The organism is Paraglaciecola algarum, assembly GCF_021532655.1.
GTDB lineage: Bacteria > Pseudomonadota > Gammaproteobacteria > Enterobacterales > Alteromonadaceae > Paraglaciecola > Paraglaciecola algarum.
This window is the reverse complement of record NZ_JAKGAS010000001.1, coordinates 748,147-772,008: the sequence shown is the minus strand read 5'-3', so window position 1 is coordinate 772,008 and position 23,862 is coordinate 748,147. Positions and strand designations below refer to the sequence as shown.

Sequence of the window (23,862 nt, the reverse complement as noted above, 5' to 3'; positions counted from 1 at the left end):
ACTTAAATTTACACAATACTTACATAAATGAATACAAAATTTTAAATTATTTGATACTAACATACAAACTACAAATAAAAATACATGTTTATATACGATGCAATAAGCATAGTGAAATTAAACTTTAAAGAGCTATAAAAATGAAAATTAAAATTAAACTTAAACTAACGATATTAAGTATCCTGCTTACTTACTCCTTTACTAATAGCCTATTTGCGAAAAGTACTGAACAACAACCAAACATATTATGGATAGTCACTGATGACCAAAGAGCTGACAGTATTGCCGTATTTAATCATGCAACCACAGGTAATTCAGAAAGTGCTTTAGGTTTTGTAGCCTCACCAAATATTGATGCATTAGCAAAAAGTGGGGTGATGTTTACTCATGCTTACAATAATTCTCCTGCATGCGCTCCATCTAGAGATTCAATGTTAATGGGCTTGTACCCTCACCACAGTGGTCGTTACGGTTTTGAACAAACACATAATGAGCATGATTTGGCGACTAAACCGATCCCCCAGATATTAAGAGAGAATGGGTACCAAACCGTAAATATTGGCAAGTCAGGCTACCGAGTCTACGAGTGGCAAAATAAACCGTCTTGGTCTTCAATGAATTATTACGACTTGGAAGTCAGTTACAAGAATGACCTCAATAAAAATGGCTTGACTGATTTTTACAAAGAAACAGTTAAAACAAAAGGCAAAACTAATATCCGAGAACTCTATTATTTTTCCGATAATAAAATAGAGCAAAGCTGGCTAGTTAAGCAAAATGTGCCAACAAAGCCAAGTCAATCAATCGATCAAAAATTAGATATATTACGGGCGTACAGTCGTAAAAATAGCGATATGATACTAGGTGGAGTATCACCTAAACCAGCCGGTGAAACACTTGATGGTCATATAGTTAAAACCTTCCAGCAATATTTAGCCAACCCAAATGTTAGTTATCAAACTAATTTTAAACGCACCTTAAATGGTCCAAATAATAGTCAACCATTGATGGTAAATTTGGGGTTTCATTTGCCACATACACCAGTATTGCCACCCAAATCATTCAGGGATAAATTCAAAGATATAGAATACAAAATCCCTAACTATTCACCTAAAGAGCGAGAAAAATTACCACCACAGCTAAGAAAACTGTCTGAAGTAATGGACATGAGTGGACTTAGTGAAAAAGACAAACAACAAGCTATCGCCGATTATTATGCTTTTTGCGCTTATGGCGATGCTTTAATTGGAGAAGCAATCGATTCCTTTAAGCAATACAGTAATAAAAATAACCAAGAGTATGTCATTGTCTTAACGGTAGGTGATCATGGTTGGCAACTCGGTGAGCAAGGTATTGAAGCAAAGTTTAGTCCTTGGAATACCTCTAACCAAGGTATATTGATTGTCGCAGAGTCTTCACCTAAAGCCTTTCCACCAAACACTGTCTATTCGAACTTTGTAGAATATGTGGATATAGCCCCTACTCTTTACGGAGCCGCGCAAATCAAACCAGAAAATATTGATACGCCTTTAGATGGTTATAACCTAGCTGACGTATTAATAGATAGTGACAAGAAACGTGATTACGTTTTAGGTGAAATTAACCATGTAGTGGGACCTAGAGCCTTTATTCGTTCTAAAAGCTTTGCATTTTCAATGCGTACTCGGCCTAAAAATAGTAAACCAGGCCAAGGTTTTGAGCCAGGTGAGGACATTAAGTGGGCCTATACCACAAGTGCTAAAAATGTAGAAATGGCATTGTACGATTTAAATTGCGACCCTAACGAACAAAATAACATAGCCTATGATCCCGCATACCAAGACCTTGCTGCATTTTTTCGAAAGAAATTAGCTGACATTGTATTAGGAGATGAACGCGTCGAGGTCGACTGGAAGAAACCTAACAGCTACAAACTAACTAGCTTTGCTAAAGGTGCTGATAACAAACAGCTCAAAGGTTTGCCAAATATAACTAAATGTTCTGTTTAGTTAGATATACGATAACCCCATAGAACTGCCTCTATGGGGTTGTTTTGGTTTGTAATCAGTCGTTATTTTGGTCGAGTAATTTCTTCTACTTGACCCAAATAACCGTAATCATCCCCCCCTAACCGACCAATGGCATCCAGTTTTTTAGGATCCAATTTCAGCTTATCATTCTCACTAGGCAATATTATTTCATCATTAACATAGATAGCCTTTACCAAACCTAAGATCATAGCTTGGTTACTTGTAATATCTTCTACTCGATACTTTTCACAGGCATAAGCCACTCTGCAATCTTGCAACCTAGGCAACAAAAAATCACCAAACCTTGTGGTTGCTAAACCCAATTCTTCGACCTCAGATTGCCCTTTGTCAAAACCAGCTGCACTATTGGTGACACTTTGGGCTAATTCCCTGTGGGCAATATGCACCACAAATTTTTCACGTTCAATAATATTTAAACGGGTATCTTTTAGATCACCATTAGGCTTTTTGCCAATAGACAACATTATAAGAGGTGGATCGCTCGACACAGCGCTAAAATACGAAAATGGAGCCAAATTTAACGACATATTTTCATTTTCTGATAACACCCAAGCCACTGGTCTTGGGATCAAAGTTTGGATCATGGTGTGATAAACACGACTAGGACTTTCATTTATTAGGTCTATAATCATAGGATTTGTGTAGTTAAAAATAGTAGATATAACTAAGTGTAAATTAATACGCCACTAATTAAAGCTAAAACTTTATTAGCCATTTGGTTAATGAAACAGCGAGTACCACCGACTTTAACCCATACTTGACTTCAATTTAAAATAAGCGGATAAATGAAGAGTACGTAGGATTTAACGCTTAATTTTAAGGTTGATGTATGACCCCCAAGCTGCGAAACACAATAATATTCATATCGCTATTTGTATCTATATTTTTAGTTGCAGCATATAAAATTGGCTTATTTAATATTCAATTAGACCTACTCTCCCCTAAAAACCACACTAGTGTTTACGGAAATGCTTCTGCAAATATAAATCAAACCCTAACAACGAATAACAATACGCATGTACTAAAATGTAAAGTTTTATATAACGAGTTAGATAATTACTGCGCTTTTACAATATTGCTTAGCAACACAGGTGATTTCCTTGACCTCATGCATGGTAGAGACTTATCTAAGTATCAATTTTTAGATATGGACTTAGACTATACCGCACCATTAGGAAACCCGAACTTAAGGGTATCAATAAGAAACTATAAAAGTTCGTACACTAAAAAAGGAGACTATGGGTCATTAAAATATAACTCAATAGCTTTTGAGCCCCAGTTTGATAAAACAACCTCTGCAATGCCGTTATCCTCTTTCAGCGTCGAAGATTGGTGGATTGAAAGGTACAATATACCTTCAGAACAATCCCACACAGAATATACGAACGTTCCTTTTATTGAAATATTACCCAATGAAATAAGCAAAATTAGTGACTATGAAATAAGTGTAAATAGATTCATTTTAAGAGGGGAAATAATTACAGAACCAACACTATTAAGCTTTATATTAGGCTTCTGGCTTATTTTAATAATGGTTTTAATGCAAAATAATGCTCAGCACTTAAAATTAATGGCCACCACAGATGGATTAACTGGTTGCTCCAATAGACGAGGCTTGATGAAATGGGTCGACAAGAACTTAAATAGGTATTACAAACAAGAGTCTATAACCGTATTTTATTTGGATTTAGATGATTTTAAAAAAATTAATGATAAATATGGCCACAATGCAGGTGATTCTCTGTTACAAGAGTTTACACGGAGAATACAAAAGACATCTAAACAATATTTTGCACATAACACACAAAACAGGGTGTTCAGATTAGCCGGAGATGAATTTGCAATTGTGGTGTTTAATTTAAAATCTAGCCAAATTGAGATTTTCGCGAAAGCATTAATTACTAATGTAAATTTACCCATGAACTTAAAAACATGCACATTAAAAGTAAGCCTGAGTATGGGCATAGTGCATGCAATTAAGCTAACTGATGATATTGAAGCTTTGATAGATAAAGCTGACATGGCTATGTATGTTGCCAAAAAACAAGGGAAAAATCAGTTTAAAGTATTTGATGAAGAAATTGAGAAAAATAAATACTTTAGGAAGAATACTGCAGAAAAATTAAGAAACGCAATTAGCCTCCAATCCTTTCACTTAAACTTTATGCCAATATATGACTGCAAAACTCTAAGCATAACTCAGGTTGAAGTATTGTTACGCTGTGACGCCACAAACCTTGAAGGTGTTGGGCCAGACGTTTTTATTCCAATTGCGGAAGAGTTTAACATTATACATGACATAGACATGTGGGTTATTGAGACCACACTAAAAATATTGCAGCAAAATAAAGACACACTCCCCTTTGCCGGATTAGTTTATTGTATAAATATTTCAGCTGTTGAACTAAATCATTCAGAATTTGTTTCAAAACTCCAATCATTATTAAATAAATATAAAGTCAAGCCTACTCAAATTGAATTGGAGATAACCGAAACAAGTCTTGTCGATATAAATAAGACTGCGATAACTAGACTACAAGAAATTAAAGCACTAGGTGTCAAGCTAAGTCTTGATGACTTCGGTACAGGTTACACTGCATTCAACCAATTAATGCATTACCCCGTAAATAGCCTCAAGATTGACAAATCATTTATTGACGACCTCCATGCCACAAATATAGCCAAGGTCACTATGGTTAATACTATGTTATCGATTGCTCAGTCATTTGACCTTAAAACAGTAGCTGAGGGCATTGAAACACAAGAGCAACTTAGCTTTCTACAAGGTACGCATTGCAATATGGTACAAGGGTACTTTCTTTCAAAGCCCCTCAAGCTCGATAAGTTTTTGGATCTTGTTAGCACTTAAAAAATAATACCCAGGCAACTAATATAGGGTGACTAATTTATTTATCTTATTATTTAAACGCTGCCCTTTTATTAACGCTTCAGACAATGGCATGCCTTGCTTCATTCTTGGACGTTTGTGGCCTATTTCGGCTAGATACGCGTCTTTGATAATTGTTTGACGTTTTTTTACTAACTCGAATAACTCATTAACCTGAATAGAAGGGTTTAGCTTTTTTATACTGTCTTCAAACGTATCCTCAACTGGGTAACCCATGCTGTTTAGCAGTGCTTTGGCAATTTGCCAATGTCCATCGGGATTAGGATGGATCCCATCTTTGGAATAGTAAAAATGCTTATTTTGCTTGCGTTGGGTTTGAAGTGAAAGCTGCATAGGAAAATGAACATCTATCACCTGCCAGTGTTCATCATGCTGTTTTGATATCAACCAATTCGAATAGTGATCTAAAACTACTGAATATGCACTATCTATTATAGCGTCGTAGTCAGGTGGTGTTATATGAACGACTTCAGCGCCAGAGGCTAACACTGTTTTGTGCAAGTTGTTAATACCATTTTTAAAAGCTGTGAACCTAGCTTGATTGAAGGGTAAATAGATCCCGTCATTCATACCATAACAAGAAAACACTATATCTGGTTTAAGTTTATTTAAGCTAGGTTGTAATCTTTCTTTAGCATCAGGCCTAGGAAAATCACCTTTTGCATGGCCAACTTCTGACAGGCCTGAAACGGTTTCACTGGGTAGCCCTATATTAATAATCTCTAGCTGTCTATTGGGTGAAGCAACACTTAAGTAAGATTCAAAATAGGCTACATATTCGCCAGAATAGGTAATGCTATCACCAATAAATACTAAGCGTTTGGCTTGCTCAGGAATAGCAACAAACTGATTCGAACGAGCACTAGCACTAGCACTAGCACTCAACGCTAACATCAAAATTATATAAGCGCTAAACCTATTAATTTTATTCATGATTATTCCAATCAACACGTATTACTTTGTTTAGTTTTTTCCATTTTAGATTTAACTGATACACACTTTTTGTTGATCTTGAAACCATTCCCATCTGGCGGGCCCATTATATTGATTATGATAAGAATTGATAAGCACGCCATTTTCTTCGTGCACCTCTAATAGTCCATACATAAATCCATGATTATCTGAAGCTTTAATAGTTAATGACTCTCTATCATTAGCTATTAAAAATCCTTGTTCAGTTTCACTTTCGTCGTAAACTAATAAAATAGATGTTACCGGAGATTGTGAAGCCTGAATGCTTGAATGACTTCTTAGCTTATCCAGCCCAAATGTTACCATCGAACTATTTTTATGAGATGGTAATAGCTCAATGGAAATCTCATGACTTTGCGCTAAAACATCTATAAGGAAAATAAAATATAAACAAGTAGCAAACAATGCTTTCCTGCACGAAAGAATCGTTTGCCACCTATTCATAAACAGTTTCCTTTACGCATAAACAGTTCCTTTTACTGGAAGTAATTCAGTATCTAACTCAATTCGTAGTGATTTTAAATACAAAGGCATACTTACCTACTTTGACTTTAGGTGCCTGAATAGAAACGCCCTGTTCAGATTGCGCCCAAGTAATTGCTTCACTGCTGCCTAATAAGGAAATATCCTTTATATTTAATTTGTCTTGGTCCAAGGTACGGATTTGAATTTCTTCCGTTGGCCAATCTAATACAGTGGCATACAAGGTATCGCCATTGGTTGTAAATCGAATATCCTTTTCAGTGTTGTCTTTATTCTTATGTTCACTAAGGTGCCCTTCAATCACTTCTGCTGGACCTTCACCAAAAATTTCCCAAGGACGAGTATCATAAATAGCTTCGCCATTTACTTTAACCATTCACCCATGGCTAACAACCTGGCCCGTACCGGTTGAGGGATCTCTCCTTGAGCAGTTGGCGTAATATTTAACAACACGCCCCCATTTTTACTGACTACATCAACTAAAAAATCAATTAAACGGTTAGCCGATTTATACTTAGGATCAGCCACATGGGTCCAAGAATTCCAGTCAATTGAATCATCCGTTAACCAAGGAAAAGGCTTTTTCTCACTCATACGAGAACGTTCTAAATCAAGTACCGCACTACCTTGCTGTAAGTCTTCAAACTTATAGGTAACCACTACGTCTTGGTTATTTTTGGCTGCATGATTGTAGTAATAACTTAAAAAATCTAAGCGAGTTTGCTCTTTAATGATGTCCATTTTGTTATCAAAATAAACTAAATCAGGATCATATTTATCTACTACTTCAACGATTTTCGCTAACCATTCTTGATTAAACTTCTGATCCGGCGCTGGATCAGCTTCAGTCATATTTTTTAGGTTAAATGTTCCCGGCGGTACTTTGGGTCCATATAAGTCGGCATATTCTGGGTTTGCGGCGTCAGTGGTTTTGTCCCAGGTTGGATACCAAGCGTATTTCCATTGATGATGAAAAGTTGCGATAAACTTCATATCTTGACTACGGATCGCCTTAGCCATTTCACCTACTATGTCGAGCTTTGGCCCCATATCAGCGGCATTCCACTTTGTGAGTTCGCTATCCCACATGGCGAAACCATCTGCATGTTCAGTAACTGGACCCGCAAATTGTGCACCAGCTTGTTTAAATAGTGATGCCCATTCATCAGGGTCAAACTTTTCAGCCGTAAACATAGGAATAAAGTCTTTATAACCGAATTTATCTAATGAGCCATACGTTTCTTCATGATACTTTCGAATTGGGTGGCCTTCTTTATACATCCACATTGAGTACCATTCAGTCTTATGAGCAGGAACTGTATATGGTCCCCAGTGGAAATAGATGCCAAATTTAGCATTTAAAAACCAATCTGGGGTTTGGTGTTTCTTAACTGAAATCCAATCGGCTTGATATGGCTGGCTGGGGTCTATTTTGGTTGACTTAATATCATCATAAGCAGTACAACTCACAAATAGTGTCACATAAATACTAAACAAGATTACATTTTTCACATTACATACCTTTAACATTCTTTCTGTTTAATATAAGACACTAAATTGGCCGTATTCTACATAGTTTAATCTGACCAATATTTGTGTAAATTTGATAAAATCAAGACCACACGTAATATACCCAGATCTAGTTTAGCGCTTCTTTCAAATCATAAATTTTATTCATTGGTAGCCACTTTTCACCTTCTTTTGCCCATTTTAAAGGCTTTTGATACGTCCACATCAACTTTTCCCACTCGTCGCTTTCCTTCCGCCCCTGCTCAGTTTTAGGCGGCTGGTTAGGATCAAAATCTTGTGTTGTTTCCATTATCATGACTAAACGATCTCCAAGGTGATATATCTCCATATCTAAAATACCTAACTCACGCATATTAGTTGTAATTTGCGGCCATGCATGTTCCGGTTTGTGATACTCAATATATTCGGCAATTAATTGTGGATCATCATTTAAGTCAAGCGCTAAACAATATCTTCTTGGGTTACTCATACTAAATTCCTTAACATTTGTGTCTTGAGGCATTGTTGTTTTTATCTAACTGTTATAATCTTAATCACATATAAAATCCATAGTTTAACTATAAATTAGCTACTAATTTTTAATTATATGCTAATCATTATGTATTAGAGACAATCAAAATGCGCTTAACAAGACTGACCTCTGGCAAAAATATATTATTGCTAACTTTAACCTCATTACTCACTGGGATCACCAGTACCTCTGCTATTTCAGCTAATGACTGGGAAAACCCAGAAGTGATTCAGATTAACCGAATGCCCGCACGTAGTACGTCTTATTCATTCGATACCGTAGAGCAAGCCTTAAAACGGGATAGAAGCCAATCGAGCATTGTATCTTTAAATGGCCAGTGGAAATTTCATTTTGTTGATAAAAGCGAAGATCGTCCCCTAGATTTTTATAAAAACAACTTTAATAGTAAAAATTGGAAAACCATATCGGTCCCTTCTAACTGGGAGTTAGAAGGATATGGCATGCCAATTTATACCAACTCCACTTATCCTATGTTCGAAAATGTAAATGACATAGTGCCGCCTTTGATCACCCGAGATAACCCAGTTGGCTCTTATCTTAAAGAATTTACCTTACCTAAAGGTTGGGACAATCAACAAATTATTTTGCATTTTGCAGGTGTGACTTCGGCTTATTATTTGTGGGTTAACGGCGAAAAGGTGGGGTATGCTCAAGGCAGCCGTTTGCCTTCTGAGTTTGATATCACGTCTTACGTAAAAAAAGGTAAAAACAAAATTGCTTTACAAGTATTCAGATGGAGTGATGGTAGTTACCTAGAAGATCAAGATCACTGGCGCATAAGTGGTATTCACCGAGAAGTATTGTTGATGGCACAACCTAAAGTCGCCATTAATGATTTTTTTGTGAAAACTAAACTAAACCATGATTACACAACTGCTGTACTAGATATCAATCCTAAGTTATCTAACATCGACCGAGTTAAATTAAAAGGCTGGAAAGTTGAAGCTCAATTATTCGATGCCAACAACCAAGTTGTTAACAATTCGAGTATGTCTGTTGATGCTAGTATTCCAGCTCGCATCAAATTTCCACAACGTGATAACTTTAAATTTGGCTTATTGTCTACCACAGTAGACAAGCCAAAACTTTGGAGCTCTGAAACGCCTTATCTATATAATTTGGTGCTGAGCCTAAAAGACCAAACAGGCAAGTTAGTGGAAACCCGTAGCACTAGAGTAGGCTTCCGCGAGGTTAAATTTAGCTCAGATAATGAATTACTCATAAACGGCCAAAGTGTCGAAATCATTGGGGTAAATCGTCATGATCATGATGCCTTAAAGGGAAAAGCACTTACCAGACAAGATATTCTTGATGATGTGTTGTTATTAAAACAATTTAACTTTAATTCTGTACGTACCTCTCATTATCCAAATGATGCTTATTTTTATGAGCTAGCTGATGAATATGGCTTGTATGTAATGGATGAAGCGAATATTGAGTCACATGGTGTAGGTGGCCTTTTGGCTAATTTACCAGAATGGAATCACGCCATGACCAACAGAATTGTGCGTATGGTTGAACGAGATAAGAACTATCCGTCGATTATATCTTGGTCTATGGGTAATGAGTCAGGGACAGGCCCTAACTTTGCGGCGGCTGCAGGTTGGATGAAAGATTACGATCCTAACAGATTTATTCATTATGAAGGTGCCCAAGGCGATCCTACCCACCCAGATTATGTTGGATTAACCGGTCGCCACTACTCTCCTGAAATTAAAAGTCAATTGTTTACGCCTATGGCCAACCCAACCGACCCTAAGTTTGTCGACGTCATCAGCCGTATGTATCCAAATTTAGAAGATTTATTAGGCTTGAGTGACAGTCCACATGTTAACCGTCCTATTTTAATGTGTGAATATGCCCATGCCATGGGTAACTCTTTAGGTAACTTAGCTGAATATTGGGACATAGTTAGAGATCGTAAAGATATAATCGGTGGCTACATTTGGGATTGGATTGACCAAGGTATCGAAACTAAAAATGATAAGGGTGAAACTTACCTGGCTTATGGTGGAGATTTTGGAGATACCCCCAATGATTCCAACTTTTGCCTAAATGGCATTGTGGATTCATACCGTCAACCTAAACCACAACTGTGGGAAGCTAAATATGTATTTCAACCGGCTAAATTTGTGGCAACTGATTTAGCAAGTGGCAATATCACAATTCAAAATAGACATGATTTTTTAAACTTAGGTGAGTATGTACTTAAATGGTCAGTGTCTGAAGATGGACACGTAATTTCTCATGGGGAAATAACAGAGCTAGATATAGCACCAGATCAAACTAAAGCAGTAAGTATTCCCTACAAAAAGCCTAAACTTAAGGCTGGGGCAAATTACACACTGAAAGTTAGTTTACATACAGTTAAAGACGAATTGTGGGCCAAAGTTGGCCATGAAGTAGCTAAACAACAGTTTAAATTGCCATACAGTAAAACCGAATCTGCAGCTGAAGCTAAAATAACAGGTAAAGTATCAATTGAAGAATTAGCTGATAGCTACAAAATTACTGGTAAACGCTTCGCTATTAACTTTGATAAACAAACTGGCTATTTAAATCAATATGCCTTAAATGGGCAGTCAGTTATCACCCAGCCCCTTAAGGCTAACTTTTATCGTCCTCAAACTGATAATGACAGATTAGGTTGGAAGACAGATACAAATATGGCTATTTGGAAAGCTGCTTCAGAGTCTATGCAACTGAATACTTTTGATATAGACACTACAGGCAAGCATGTTAGCGTGCGAACCACGCACACACATACCGATAAAATCAGTGTTCATACCCAATATAGAATATTGGCAAATGGTAAAGTTAAGGTTTCTGTGCAACTAGATGCTGATGAATCATTACCATCCTTGTTAAGAGTTGGCATGACTACGGGTGTTGATGCTACTTTTGACAATATGGCATTTTATGGCAGAGGCCCATTTGAAAACTATATTGACAGAAACCAAGGGGCAGACTTAGGTTTGTATACAGGTACAGTTAATGATTTTGCTTATCAATATGTACGTCCACAAGAAAGTGGAAACCGTACTGATGTCGATTGGTTGACCCTAAGCTCTGAAAGTGCGAGCAGCATTAAGATAGATGGTGAACAAGCATTAAGTATGTCGGTATGGCCATGGACTGCTGAAAATCTAGATACCAGTGCTCATACTTATGATTTAATCAAAAATAACTACAACACAGTTAATATTGATTTAATCCAAGCAGGAGTTGGCGGCAACGATACTTGGAGCCCTAAAGCGGCACCGATCAAAAAGTATCAAGTGCCTGCTGGCAAATACCAATATAGCTTTATTATCTCAGTTAACTAGTTATAAACTTAATGTTAATAAACACCTGCTGGATCACCGCAGGTGTTTTGTAGAAAAAGAACAATAGGAAAAATATGAATTTTAAAATTAAAACCAGCATAAGTCTGTTATTAGCTGCCACACTTTTAAGTGCTTGCAATAGCACTAATACCGAGTCAACGACTAGCAACTTAAACCCTGACAAGCCCAACATTGTTATCTTTTATGTAGATGATTTAGGTTATGGCGATGTGGGCGTTTATGGTGCCAAAGGTGTTGAAACACCAAACATTGATGCTTTGGCTAATAACGGATTACGTTTTACAGATGCACACAGTTCAGCAGCCACTTGTACCCCATCAAGATATTCATTGTTAACCGGCGAACATGCCTTTCGTAAAAAAGCCAAAGTATTACAAGGTGATGCAAAAATGTTGATCGATCCCGGTCAACCTACCATAGCATCTTTAGTTAAAAAAGCAGGCTATAAAAGTGCGGTAGTTGGTAAATGGCACTTAGGGCTAGGCGATGGTAAAAGTACCATTGATTGGAATCAAGATGTTAAACCAGGGCCTTTAGAAATAGGCTTTGATTATAGTTATTTGCTACCCGCAACCGGAGACAGAGTACCTACCGTTTATTTGGAAAATTACACGGTTGAAGGACTTTCCGCGAATGATCCTTTAAAAGTTAGTTATACCACTAAAATTGGTGACAGACCTGTGGGTCGTGAACACCCAGAGTTATTGCGCCAACAAGCGGATAATCAACATGCAGACACAATAGTAAATGGCATTAGCCGTATAGGTTATATGCAAGGTGGTAAATCAGCAGAGTGGAAAGACGAAGATTTTTATACTGTCTTTACTGACAAAGCCAATCACTTTATTGCGGAAAACAAAAACAATCCATTTTTCTTATTCTTTTCTTTCCACGATATTCACGTGCCTAGACTACCTCATAAAAAGTTTCAGGGTAAAAGTGAAATGGGCCTTCGAGGAGATGCCATTGTTCAAATGGATTACATTACTGGCCAAGTGGTAGACCAGCTTAAAAAACAAGGTGTTTTGGATAATACCCTTATCATTTTTACCAGTGACAATGGCCCAGTGCTAACAGACGGTTATGATGACGAAGCCATACAAAAGCTAGGTGATCACAAACCAGCAGGTCCGTTTAGAGGCGGAAAATACAGTGCCTATGAAGCTGGTACACGTGTGCCTACCATAGTGCATTACCCAAATAGAGTTAAGCCAGGAGTAAACAATAGCTTGATGAGCCAAATTGATGTTTATGCGTCGATTGCCAATATGTTAAACATTCCAATGGATGAAGATGAAGCCATTGACAGCGAGGTGTTGACCTCAACTTGGTTAGGCGAAAGTGAGCAAGGCCGAACACAACTTATTGAGGAATCCTACACCCTCTCTCTACGTCTTGGAGACTGGAAATACATAGCGCCATCTAAAGGCACAAATGATTGGATCAGAGACAATAAAAACATAGAGGGTGGATTTCAAGCCACACCACAGTTGTTTTATTTGCCAAATGATTTAGCTGAACAAAATAACTTAGCTTCGCAGGAGCCTAGTATGGTGGAAAAACATCAAAAAATTATTGATTCGATTGTTAATAAAACCAAACGATAAAAGTCTACCCTTAGTGCAAAAAGCTAGGGCCTATTTATCTTTGGCTTTTTGCATTTACTCTATTTAAATAACTTAGCTTTAGCTTGACTAAATTCTTTATCACTTAAATATCCTTGTTTATGCAAATTAACTAGCTTATCAATGGCTTGAACTAGATCTGGCTGTTCTGTTAAATCATTAGTTTCACTCAATGTACTATCTACATATTCCCCATTTTTACTTTCTGATGGTTCAGACTTTATCGGCACATGCCTATAACCTTGAGCCACTTCTATGGGAGCTTGAAAATCTCTAGCCTCTGTCTCTTTGGGATTAAAATGTTTTGACAAGTCCCAAAACAGGTCAAGTACAATTTCAACTGATTCAAAATACTTTGTACTTGTTACTCTATTTTTACCTTTTCTTAGATATACACATAAGGTATGGGTCTGAGCGTTTAAGTGGACCACAAGTTCAATTTTGCGCATTTTATCATCAACCATATTACTAAAATGTTCGGTTGAGAATATTTCGCGGATCTCATCTTCCTTTTGGTTGCTAAATAGTTTCTTTAACTGATTGTCTACCAAACCTATAATCGTTCCATTTAATAGCACCTCACATCGGTTGATGTCGCTAATGGGGATTTGTTTATAACACTCCTTTTTATTGCCTTTAAATAATAAGACTATTTGGGTATTGCTATTGTATTTAAAACGGATAACACGTTTAACATACTGACGAAAAGCTCGTTCTTTGGCCGTTTTGCCAAAGTATATATAAGTAAAAAAGACCAGAGGTAAAAATACAAAAACAATAACAAAATATTTAATCACATTACCATGGTCCGCTTTTTCATCTTTAGTCTCATTTATATCAATAACTTGGCTATATGACGTTAATCTGTGTAACGTGCTTTTGGAACGGTCAAAGATAAATATGTCATCTAATTTCCCCTGAATGAGGCTCAAGTTAGCTGTTTTTAAAGGCTCCTGTTCGATATTGACTACTTCAAATACAGAGAAGTCTTGGTTGATATCAAGTACTGAACGAGCGTTTACATGCCAACTATTGTCAACTAAAGTGACAAACAACAATTTGTCTTTTAATTCTAAAAACTTTCTACCTGTATAATACAAAGTAGCTGGCATAAGCTCGTCTAGATCCCACTGAGGATTAATTTGAGGCTTACTGCGCCAGTCATCACCATACATAACCTCACTTACTGAATAATTTTTAGCATTTTTGTGATTGATAAAAATTGATGCGTTATCGCTTTTGGCCCAATAGAAATTTTCAATATGTTTTGCTCCCATAAACACGATTTCATCGTCAACACTAGGGTCTTTGATAAAAGGATTATTTGGAGGTATCAGATAATTTCGAGCGCCAAATTTTTTGGGGTTTATGCGCAGAATAGCACCCGAATAAATTGGAATATGAGCATAATCATTCAATGAGTTTAGCGAGAAATACAAAAGGCCAAAATCTCTACTCCAAGGCTTATTATCTGACTTAAATTTCATTGTTTGTATTGCTTGTTCCTTTGACACAATAGGAATACGCAATACTTCCCTAGCTGACTCAGGATCTATTGTCTGATATTGAAAGTTATAACGCCAAGCAGTAATGATGGTTTCATAAGTAAACGGGATATTAGTTCCATCAATCGTCAGTCTATTTTGGATATTAGCTTGAAAGTATTTACTGGTATGTGTGGTAAATAGAGTTGCATAATCAGGGTCTTCTGGTCTAGTAAAGCTTGGATGTAACACAAAGCTAGTAAGTGACATAAAACCGTCATCTTTTAAAGCCTGAGGCAAATTCAAGATTTCTGAATTATGATAGCCCTCACTTTTTCCGCTATAGTAAATCCGACCGCTTTGGTGAGCGAAAAAAAAGCTGTTTTCGTTATTTAGGTTTATTTGGGGGTCAAGCCAACCATCAACCTGGTTTACCCCTTCGTATTGACTCACATCATAAATTAAATTCAATCTATACTGTTGGGCCAGACACTTATTTGTAAACAGTAACAAAATTGCAGCTAAAAAATAAATTGTCCGTGTTCTGTTGCGATAAGAATGTAAAATAACCTAACCTTCCCTTAATTAATCAATTACTTAAATTGATTACAAACTTTAACCGAGTTTACAGTATTGGGTATTATAATCACCTTAATAGATAATGAAATATTATTCTATTATTGTCACTAAACGCTCTACCTGTATGAAATTACGAGTTTTTTAACTCATACTCTTTTCTAAAAGCACTTGGGGTTTTTCCCACTTCTTGTTTAAACACTCTCGAAAAATAATATATATCACAAAATCCACATTGCTCTGCAACTTGATCAATATTAGCGTTAGCGAGAAGTAACTTTTGTTTGGCTAGTGCAATACGTTTATGCAAAATATAGCGCTTAGGAGAAATATTAAATGCGGCTTTAAACTTACGGGAAAAATGCTCGGGTGAAATATTCGCAGCTTCTGCCATATCTTTCACGTCTGGCGTATTTACTACATTTTCATTAATCATAGTTAAAGCAGGTAACAAGGTTTGATGTCGAAACGAGTGTAACCCATTATCATTCTCTTCAAAGGCCAGCATAAAAGGTTCCAATAGAGACAACAAAATTTTAGTCCGAGTAAAGGACTTTTGGGTGTGGTGATTTTGGGTTAAATCAGCTAGTTTTAAGTAATTTTCTACGGTTTTCGAACTATCACTACATTTAATACCCATGGCTTCACCATACAACATAAATAAGTCTAGACCTGAATCTACCCTAGCCTCAAAGTGCACCCATATAAAATCTAACTCACCAACACAATAATGGGATTCTAATTGATAAGCTGGAATAAGATATACATGTCCCGCCTCAAGCCTAATTTGTTTGTCTTTAAACTGCAGCACTCCCTGCCCTGACTTGATGTAATATAATCTATTATAGTGATTGATAAATTCAGTACCTGTCCATTCCTCTCCAATTTTCATATCAAATGCAGCATATACGTGGAATTGGGTACGACTAAATACCTCATCTGGCATTAAGTTTTCCCAAACAAAACCACCTGATCCTGTCTCATACTTATCTGGTATCATTCATGCTTTCCATAATTTTCATTAGTTAAATCAATTTTACACAAAACACGGTCAAGTTTAACCCTTCTTTACTTGTTAACAGCTCATTAATATATACATCACAATTTATTTTAAGTTATGTATAAATGGATATCACACAATTCTTCGGTAGATTTCATGTTTTAGTGCTGCATTTACCTATTGGTATATTGATGTTGGCAGCTCTGTGGGAGCTAGCTATTCAGTTTAAGCGAGCCAATCGCCCCATCCTATTAAATATAATTTGGTTTTGGGGTGCTGTGTCAGCAATTGCTGCTTGTATATTAGGTTGGTTATTAACCCAAGCAGGTGGATACTCACCAGATGCTGTATTTATACATAGAACCTTTGGCATACTTACTGCTCTAGCTGCCATAATTGCCTTTGTTTATTTAACTTACTTTAAAAGCCAGCATAAATTCATTGTGAGTGGTTTAGCCGTAGGTCAGTTATTCTTGCTATTTAGTACTGGACACTATGGTGCCAACATGACCCATGGTGAAACCTATTTGGTTGATCATGCGCCAAATATAGTGAGAGCTGGGCTAGGTTTCCCACCTCATAAAATTCCTCGGTCTAAAGTTACTGACTTGTCACAAGCCGATGTATATCTAGATGTGATCCAGCCCATGTTAGAAAAACGCTGTATCAGTTGTCATAACGACAGTAAACAGAAAGGCAAACTTAACCTAACCACTCTAGAGAATATCATGCAAGGCGGTAAATCTGGGCCTGCTATCGTCGCCCAAGATTTACATGGCAGTGAATTGTATCATCGTATAACACTGGCTCACGGCGAAAAAGGTTTTATGCCTGCCGAAGGTAAAACGCCTTTTACTCAGGAGCAAACTAATACTTTTAAATGGTGGATCGAAGCAGGAGCGCCGGCCACTGGCGAAGTCACACAATTTATTAAAACTAAACAAGACAAAGTGTTACTGAATAATTTATTAGGTATTTCTGATGAGTTTGTTTTAGCACCTATTGAGCCAATTAGTTTACAACAAGAAATCGCACTGGTTGATGCAGGTTTTGTGTTTAAAACCCTTTCTCAAAATTCCAACTACTTAATGGTTGATTTATCGGTTAAAAGTCAGGATCTAACTGAAAACGCATTGAATGCTTTATTGAATATTAGTCAACATGTCGTTTCACTTAATTTACGCAATACCCATACCTCAGATGGGCAACTAGTGCAGATTGCGAAGCTCACCAATTTACAAAAACTAAGGTTAGAACATAATCCAATTACCACTCAAGGCATGCAAAGCCTAGTCACACTTGCCAACCTCAAGAGTTTAAACCTATACAAAACCCAAGTAGACAACTCAGTATTGCCTCTTTTAAGTGAGTTTCCAGTACTTAAAAGTGTGTTTTTAGGTGAGACCTTAGTTACATCAGAACAACTAGAAATCTTTAATAATCAATCAGACATTAAGATCCAAGGCATTATGCCTGTATCTTCCTTTGTAGCGAAAGCAGGAAAATAATCATGGACTCAATTGATCACAATAAACGTAAATTTATGCAAAAGTCTACTAGCCTAGGCGCCACTTTATTGATGGCAGGTATGGCTAGTTCGAGCAAAGCCCATGAGCCAGAAAAGAGACCTTTACCCAAGGCTGGCCGTGAACAAGGTCATGGCAAAATCGTAGGCCACGGTGACTTTAAATATAAGGTAAATGCACTTTGGGGCAACTTAGATCCCAGTAAAGTTCCAGTTGAAAATTGTCATGGTTTAGATATTGATTCTAAAGGTCGCATAGTTATGGTGACTGATAGCGACGTGAATAATTTTGTGATTTATAACAAAGATGGAAAATTATTAGATGCTTGGGGAACCCAATATCCTGGCGCGCATTCCGTAAAAATCTCCAACGAAAATGGTGAAGACTTTATTTACATAGTGGACTGCGGCTGGGTGTTAGACAGAAACCGCCCAGACAACCAATGGAAAAATAAATGGTATAGGCAAACTGGATTTATCTCTAAATTAACTTTAGATGGCAAACTTGTTTATACCATAGGCCACCCTGTCACTTTAGGTATCTATACCCCTGAAATGCGTTATCAGCCTACTGATATATGCATTGCTCCTAACGGTGATCTTTACGTGACTGATGGTTACGGCTCTGACTTTGTTTTTCATTACGACAATAACGGCAAATATATTCGTCACTGGGGCGGCCATAACAATACCAATAAAGCCTTAAACCTTAAGAATACTCATGGTATAGGGGTAGACACACGAGATCCAAACAATCACCACTTATTAGTTAGCTCTAGAGCAGAACGGGAAATAAAGAAATATAGCCTTGACGGGAAGTTACTTGGATCGATAGAACTTCCTGGCGCTTATGTGGGTGGTCCTATATTTAAAGGAGAGCACTTTTATGCGCCGGTTTGTTGGTCCCATATAGACAATAAAATGGCTCCCAACTCTGGTTTTATTACGATTTTAGATAAAGATAACAAGGTTGTATCGAATCCCGGCGGAATGGAGCCTGTGTACAAAAATGGAAAACTACAACCCATGCAGTCAAGTTATGACGTGTTTAATCATTGCCATGCTGTGTGTGTAGATGATGATGAAAACCTGTATGTGGGTCAATGGAATGCCAATCAATGTTATCCAATTAAACTGGAGCGAGTGTAATGATTGCCAAGGCTATAACTCCATATTTAGCACTTGGGTTAAGTGTAATTTTACTAGGCTGTGGTCAAGAGCCTGAACTAACCTTTGGCGAACCAATTCCTGAAGACGTAGATTTTAATTACCATGTAAAACCTATTCTTTCTGATACCTGTTATCTATGCCATGGGCCAGATAAAAGTAATGCTAAAGCAGGCCTTACCCTATCAAACTTTGCAGATGCTACCAAACATCAAACAGACAGTGGCCTATATGCCTTAGTGGCTGGCAAACCCGAAAAAAGTGAAGCCTTTCAAAGAATAATGTCGGATGATGAAAACACTATTATGCCGCCACCGAATTCACATCTAACCTTAACGCCTCGTCAAAAAGCGATTATTAAAAAATGGATTGAACAAGGCGCTGAATACAAAAAACATTGGGCTTTGATAAAGCCGGTTAAGCCAAGTGTTCCAGAAATAGAAAATCCATCTTGGAGTAGTAATCCAATCGATAGTTTCATTGCCAAACAGCTGGAAAACAAAGGCTTAACACCAAGTCAAAAAGCAGATGCGGAAAGTTTAGTCAGACGTTTAAGCTTTGATTTAACGGGCTTACCACCCAGTATTGAAACCATAGATCAATACTTAGCAAAACCTGATAAGAATGCCACAGATCAACTTATTGATAAGTTAATCCAGTCTCCAGCATTTGGTGAACGACTAGCCACTGAGTGGTTAGATGTAGCCAGATATGCCGACACCCATGGTTACAGTACTGACTTTTACCGAGACATGTCACCCTATCGAGATTGGGTAATCGAATCATTTAATCAAAACCGTCCTTTTGACGAGTTTATTACTTGGCAAGTTGCAGGTGACTTATTAGACAACCCTAGCCAAGAACAAGTGCTGGCCACGGCATTTAACCGAATTCACGCACAAAATGGTGAAGGCGGCATAGTAAATGAAGAGTTCAGGGTTGAATATGTGAAAGATCGCGTGCAAACAATTGGTACAGGCTTATTAGGCTTAACCATGCACTGTGCACAATGTCACGATCACAAGTATGACCCAATTAGTGCCAAAGACTATTATGCGACTTACGCTTTTTTCAACAATCTAGACGAGTCTGGGCAAATTTCTTATGATCCAAATGACATGCCCGTGCCCACTATTTTGCTGCCGAATGACCATGAAAAGCAGCAAACACAAACACTAGCCACCAAAATATCTAAGTTAGAAAATGTGCTGCAATCCATGCAACAAACTAATGCAGAATTTGAAGCCTGGTTAAAAACACAAACAGCCGCAAATACCAATATATCAAGCCAAGCCACAGGTGAAGACGCCCTAATCGCCCACTACAAGTTTAGCAACACTGACAACACTGAGCAGATTGTTAACTCAGTGGATATAAAAAGCCCTGGTCGGGTAATGTTTGGCGCTAAACCTAAAAAGAAACATGGCCCTGAAATTCATCATGTGAATAATGCAGGGCGCAGCGCGATTAAATTAAATGGTGACGATGCCTTGTATTTTCCAGAGTTAAAAGGTTTCCACAGAGCTAAACCATTTAGCTTGAGTATAGATGTAAAGGTCCCCCAAGAAATAGAAGAAGGTGTTCTGGTTCACTATAACAAAGCTGGGATTTTATATAATTTTAAAGGTTTTGATTTAGGCATAGAAGACAACCACTGGATTGTACGATTTGCTCATTCTTACCCTTACAACGCACTAAAAATAAAAACCACTGCACCAGTTACACGTGACTCTTGGTTAAATGTGGCCATGAGTTACGACGGCTCGTCTAAAGCTAACGGCCTTAAACTTTATATAGATGGCAAGTTAGTTAACACAGTGATTGAACGTGACAACTTATATAAAGAAATTGAACATACTCGAGAAGGCGTGAAAAAAGAAATTGGCTTAAAAATTGGCGCACGTTGGCGAAGCAAAGGTTTACCCAATGCCTTAGTAGACAATTTCAAAGTGTATTCTAGAGAACTAACCTCAATTGAATTTGCTAATAATGTAAGTGATAAGGATATACAGCCAAGCAAAGAGCAACTTTTGGCTTTGTTTAATAAAACCGTTAATCAAGACTATAACGCTAATGTAAAGACACTTGAAGAAACACGTTTTAAACATAATCAGTTAGTTGAAAACATCAAAGAAATCATGGTGATGCAAGAGTTACCAGAGAGAAGACAAGCTTATATTTTAGAGCGAGGGGGGTATGCTAATCATGGTCAACCTGTAGAACCGGGAGTACCAGAACGTATTTTACCCTTCGATCCCAAATGGCCTAAAAACCGTTTAGGTTTGGCGAAATGGTTAACCTCACAAGACAATCCTTTAGTTGCACGTGTGGTGGTAAACCGTTATTGGCAAATGATATTTGGCAATGGCTTAGTGCGCACACCTGAAGATTTTGGTAACCAAGGTCAGCTCCCCTCCCACCCTGAATTATTGGATTGCTTAGCAGTTGAGTTTATTGAGTCAGGTTGGGATGTAAAACACATGATTAAATTAATGGTGTCGTCTCAAACCTATCAACAATCATCAAGAAGCACACCTGAGCTAAATGAAGCGGATCCAGAAAACATTTGGTTAGCCAAAGGCCCAAGTGCGCGATTAAGTGCCGAAATGATCCGTGACAATGCCTTAGCGGCCAGTCAGCTATTAGTTAGGAAAATTGGTGGTGAGAGCGTCAAACCTTATCAGCCAGCAGGCATTTGGAAGATGAATAACATGACCTACGAACGTGGCACAGGTGAAGACTTATACCGCCGTAGTATGTACACCATCTATAAACGTAGTGCGCCTCCGCCTAATTTAATGGCATTTGATGCGCCATCACGTAGTTATAGTGTGGGTACTCGTCAAAGAACCAGTACCCCACTTCAAGCTTTAGCTTTGCTGAATGATCCGCAAATTATTGAAGCGTCTAAGGTACTGGCAAATCAATTGATGACGGAGCCAACCTCAGTCAAAGATAAGCTGCAAAAGAGTTATCGCTTGATCACAAGTCGTATACCCAAAGATGATGAACTGAATATCATTGAAACTATGTATCAACAAAGCTTAACGGATTTCACTAATAATCCTGCTCAAACAAACGAGTTGTTGGCTATTGGAGAGGCAAAAATAAGCGATGAAAATACCACGCCAGAACTTGCAGCATTAACATCAGTCACCAACATTTTAATGAACCACGACGCAGCCGTGATCAAAAGATAGCAGCTATTCAGTAATAGCAAAGAGCTAGCGCAAAAAGTAGAGGAAAGAATTATGGATCGCAGAGACTTTATACGTCGTAGTTTATTAGGAGCGGGTGTGGGTGCAAGTGCCCTTGCTGGTATGCCTAATCTTGCCATGGCACAACAAGCAAAAGATTTAAGTGGAGTATTAGGCAGTACACATATTCCAGCCAAAGCCAAACGGGTAATTTATTTATTCCAAAGTGGTGGCCCGTCGCAATTAGAAACCTTCGACTACAAACCCACACTAGACAAACGTCATGGGCAAGAGCTACCTGCTGAAGTCAGGGGGGAACAAGTATTAACTGGAATGAGTGCTCAACAAAGCTCATTTCCACTGGCACGAAGTGTCTATGACTTTAAACAATATGGTGAGTCAGGTGCATGGGTCAGCGAGTTATTGCCACACACAGCTAAAATCGTAGATGATTTATGTATCGTTCGCTCTATGCATACAGACGCGATTAACCACGATCCTGCCATAACATTTTTACAAACAGGGTTTCCTATTGCCGGTCGACCTAGCATTGGAGCATGGGTAAATTACGGATTAGGCTCAGACAATCCCAACCTGCCCCCTTTTATTGTGATGGTATCGAGCAACAGTGGCGGCCAACCTTTGTATTCTCGTTTATGGGGTAATGGATTTTTACCTTCTATCCACCAAGGTGTACAATTTCGTGGTGGCGCAGAACCAGTGCTTTATCTAAATAACCCGCAAGGTATTTCAACCAGCTCTAGACGGGATTTATTTCAACATTTTAAAAAGTTACAAGATCTGCAATATCAATCTTGGCAAGATCAAGAGATCCAATCCCGTGTAGCTCAATACGACATGGCTGAACGAATGCAAGCCTCTATCCCAGATGCCACAGACCTTTCCGACGAGCCGGATTGGGTGTTTGACATGTATGGTCCCGATGCTAAAAAGCCTGGTACCTATGCCGCTAATTGCCTACTAGCTAGGCGTTTAGCTGAGCGAAACGTAAAATTTATTCAGCTATATCATCAAGGCTGGGATCAACATGATAATTTACCGGGTGGGATCAAAGCTCAGTGTAAAAAAACCGATCAAGCCTCAGCGGCATTAATTCAAGATCTTAAACAAAGAGGTTTGTTAGAAGATACTTTAGTTATTTGGGGCGGCGAATTTGGTCGAACCAACTATTCACAAGGAAAATTAACCGAAACGGGTTATGGCCGAGACCACCACCCCGGTTGTTTTACTATGTGGATGGCAGGTGCTGGTGTAAAACCAGGGGTATATGGAGAAACTGATGAATTTGGCTATAACATCATTAAAGATCCAGTGCATGTTCACGATTTTCAAGCGACTTTGTTGCACCTAATGGGCATTGACCATGAGCAGCTAACCTACAAATACCAGGGCAGACGTTTTAGATTAACTGACGTACACGGCCATGTAATGAAAGACATTTTGTCCTAGGGATAACAAGTTTATG

General features: G+C 37.9%; 16 protein-coding genes. 8 read left to right on the top strand and 8 right to left on the bottom strand.

Annotation, left to right across the window (positions count from 1 at the left end):
- The first annotated feature begins 140 nt into the window (after positions 1-140).
- Complete coding sequence (locus L0668_RS03195; RefSeq protein ID WP_235310609.1) at positions 141-1,988, top strand: sulfatase-like hydrolase/transferase; 1,848 nt, start codon at positions 141-143, stop codon at positions 1,986-1,988.
- Positions 1,989-2,050: 62 nt separating this feature from the next.
- Here L0668_RS03195 and L0668_RS03190 read toward each other — a convergent pair whose 3' ends face one another.
- Positions 2,051-2,662 (bottom strand): flavin reductase family protein, encoded by a 612-nt coding sequence (locus L0668_RS03190; protein WP_235310608.1) that lies wholly within the window; start codon positions 2,660-2,662, stop codon positions 2,051-2,053.
- 197 nt (positions 2,663-2,859) lie between these two features.
- On the opposite strand from L0668_RS03190, the gene L0668_RS03185 reads away from it, so the two are divergent.
- Positions 2,860-4,899: a putative bifunctional diguanylate cyclase/phosphodiesterase gene (locus L0668_RS03185; RefSeq protein WP_235310607.1), complete on the top strand. Its 2,040-nt coding sequence runs from the start codon at positions 2,860-2,862 to the stop codon at positions 4,897-4,899.
- Positions 4,900-4,917: 18 nt separating this feature from the next.
- Here L0668_RS03185 and L0668_RS03180 read toward each other — a convergent pair whose 3' ends face one another.
- The 5 genes from L0668_RS03180 to L0668_RS03160 all read right to left on the bottom strand — a co-directional run bounded on the left by L0668_RS03180 (position 4,918) and on the right by L0668_RS03160 (position 8,392).
- Complete coding sequence (locus L0668_RS03180; RefSeq protein ID WP_235310606.1) at positions 4,918-5,871, bottom strand: SGNH/GDSL hydrolase family protein; 954 nt, start codon at positions 5,869-5,871, stop codon at positions 4,918-4,920.
- Positions 5,872-5,922: 51 nt separating this feature from the next.
- On the bottom strand, positions 5,923-6,354 hold the full coding sequence (locus tag L0668_RS03175) for a hypothetical protein (RefSeq protein WP_235310605.1): 432 nt from the start codon (positions 6,352-6,354) through the stop codon (positions 5,923-5,925).
- Between the two features lie 58 nt (positions 6,355-6,412).
- A complete protein-coding gene (locus tag L0668_RS03170; RefSeq protein ID WP_235310604.1) occupies positions 6,413-6,769 on the bottom strand; it encodes an alpha-L-fucosidase C-terminal domain-containing protein in 357 nt (118 codons plus the stop codon).
- Positions 6,757-7,905: an alpha-L-fucosidase gene (locus L0668_RS03165; RefSeq protein WP_235310603.1), complete on the bottom strand. Its 1,149-nt coding sequence runs from the start codon at positions 7,903-7,905 to the stop codon at positions 6,757-6,759. Before L0668_RS03165 ends, L0668_RS03170 begins: the two co-directional genes overlap by 13 nt.
- 127 nt (positions 7,906-8,032) lie before the next feature.
- Complete coding sequence (locus L0668_RS03160; RefSeq protein ID WP_235310602.1) at positions 8,033-8,392, bottom strand: L-rhamnose mutarotase; 360 nt, start codon at positions 8,390-8,392, stop codon at positions 8,033-8,035.
- Between the two features lie 149 nt (positions 8,393-8,541).
- Here L0668_RS03160 and L0668_RS03155 point away from each other — a divergent pair, with 149 nt between their 5' ends.
- Together L0668_RS03155 and L0668_RS03150 are read left to right on the top strand one after the other, a co-directional pair.
- Positions 8,542-11,781 carry a glycoside hydrolase family 2 TIM barrel-domain containing protein gene (locus tag L0668_RS03155; RefSeq protein ID WP_235310601.1) on the top strand — a complete coding sequence of 1,080 codons (3,240 nt, stop codon included), beginning with the start codon at positions 8,542-8,544 and terminating at the stop codon, positions 11,779-11,781.
- A 74-nt stretch (positions 11,782-11,855) separates the two neighbouring features.
- On the top strand, positions 11,856-13,409 hold the full coding sequence (locus tag L0668_RS03150) for a sulfatase family protein (protein WP_235310600.1): 1,554 nt from the start codon (positions 11,856-11,858) through the stop codon (positions 13,407-13,409).
- 59 nt (positions 13,410-13,468) lie between these two features.
- On the opposite strand, the gene L0668_RS03145 is transcribed toward L0668_RS03150, so the two are convergent.
- Positions 13,469-15,382, bottom strand: a complete 1,914-nt coding sequence (locus L0668_RS03145) for a hypothetical protein (protein ID WP_235310599.1) — start codon at positions 15,380-15,382, stop codon at positions 13,469-13,471.
- A gap of 238 nt (positions 15,383-15,620) precedes the next feature.
- Positions 15,621-16,487, bottom strand: a complete 867-nt coding sequence (locus L0668_RS03140; RefSeq protein ID WP_235310598.1) for a helix-turn-helix domain-containing protein — start codon at positions 16,485-16,487, stop codon at positions 15,621-15,623.
- Between the two features lie 125 nt (positions 16,488-16,612).
- Between L0668_RS03140 and L0668_RS03135 the strand changes: the two genes are divergently transcribed.
- The 4 genes from L0668_RS03135 to L0668_RS03120 are packed head-to-tail and all read left to right on the top strand — an operon-like array spanning position 16,613 to position 23,846.
- Positions 16,613-17,995: a c-type cytochrome domain-containing protein gene (locus L0668_RS03135; RefSeq protein WP_235310597.1), complete on the top strand. Its 1,383-nt coding sequence runs from the start codon at positions 16,613-16,615 to the stop codon at positions 17,993-17,995.
- 2 nt (positions 17,996-17,997) lie between these two features.
- On the top strand, positions 17,998-19,161 hold the full coding sequence (locus L0668_RS03130) for an NHL repeat-containing protein (protein WP_235310596.1): 1,164 nt from the start codon (positions 17,998-18,000) through the stop codon (positions 19,159-19,161).
- Positions 19,161-22,379 (top strand): DUF1553 domain-containing protein, encoded by a 3,219-nt coding sequence (locus L0668_RS03125; protein ID WP_235310595.1) that lies wholly within the window; start codon positions 19,161-19,163, stop codon positions 22,377-22,379. Before L0668_RS03130 ends, L0668_RS03125 begins: the two co-directional genes overlap by 1 nt.
- Positions 22,380-22,430: 51 nt before the next feature.
- On the top strand, positions 22,431-23,846 hold the full coding sequence (locus tag L0668_RS03120) for a DUF1501 domain-containing protein (RefSeq protein WP_235310594.1): 1,416 nt from the start codon (positions 22,431-22,433) through the stop codon (positions 23,844-23,846).
- Positions 23,847-23,862 lie beyond the last annotated feature (16 nt).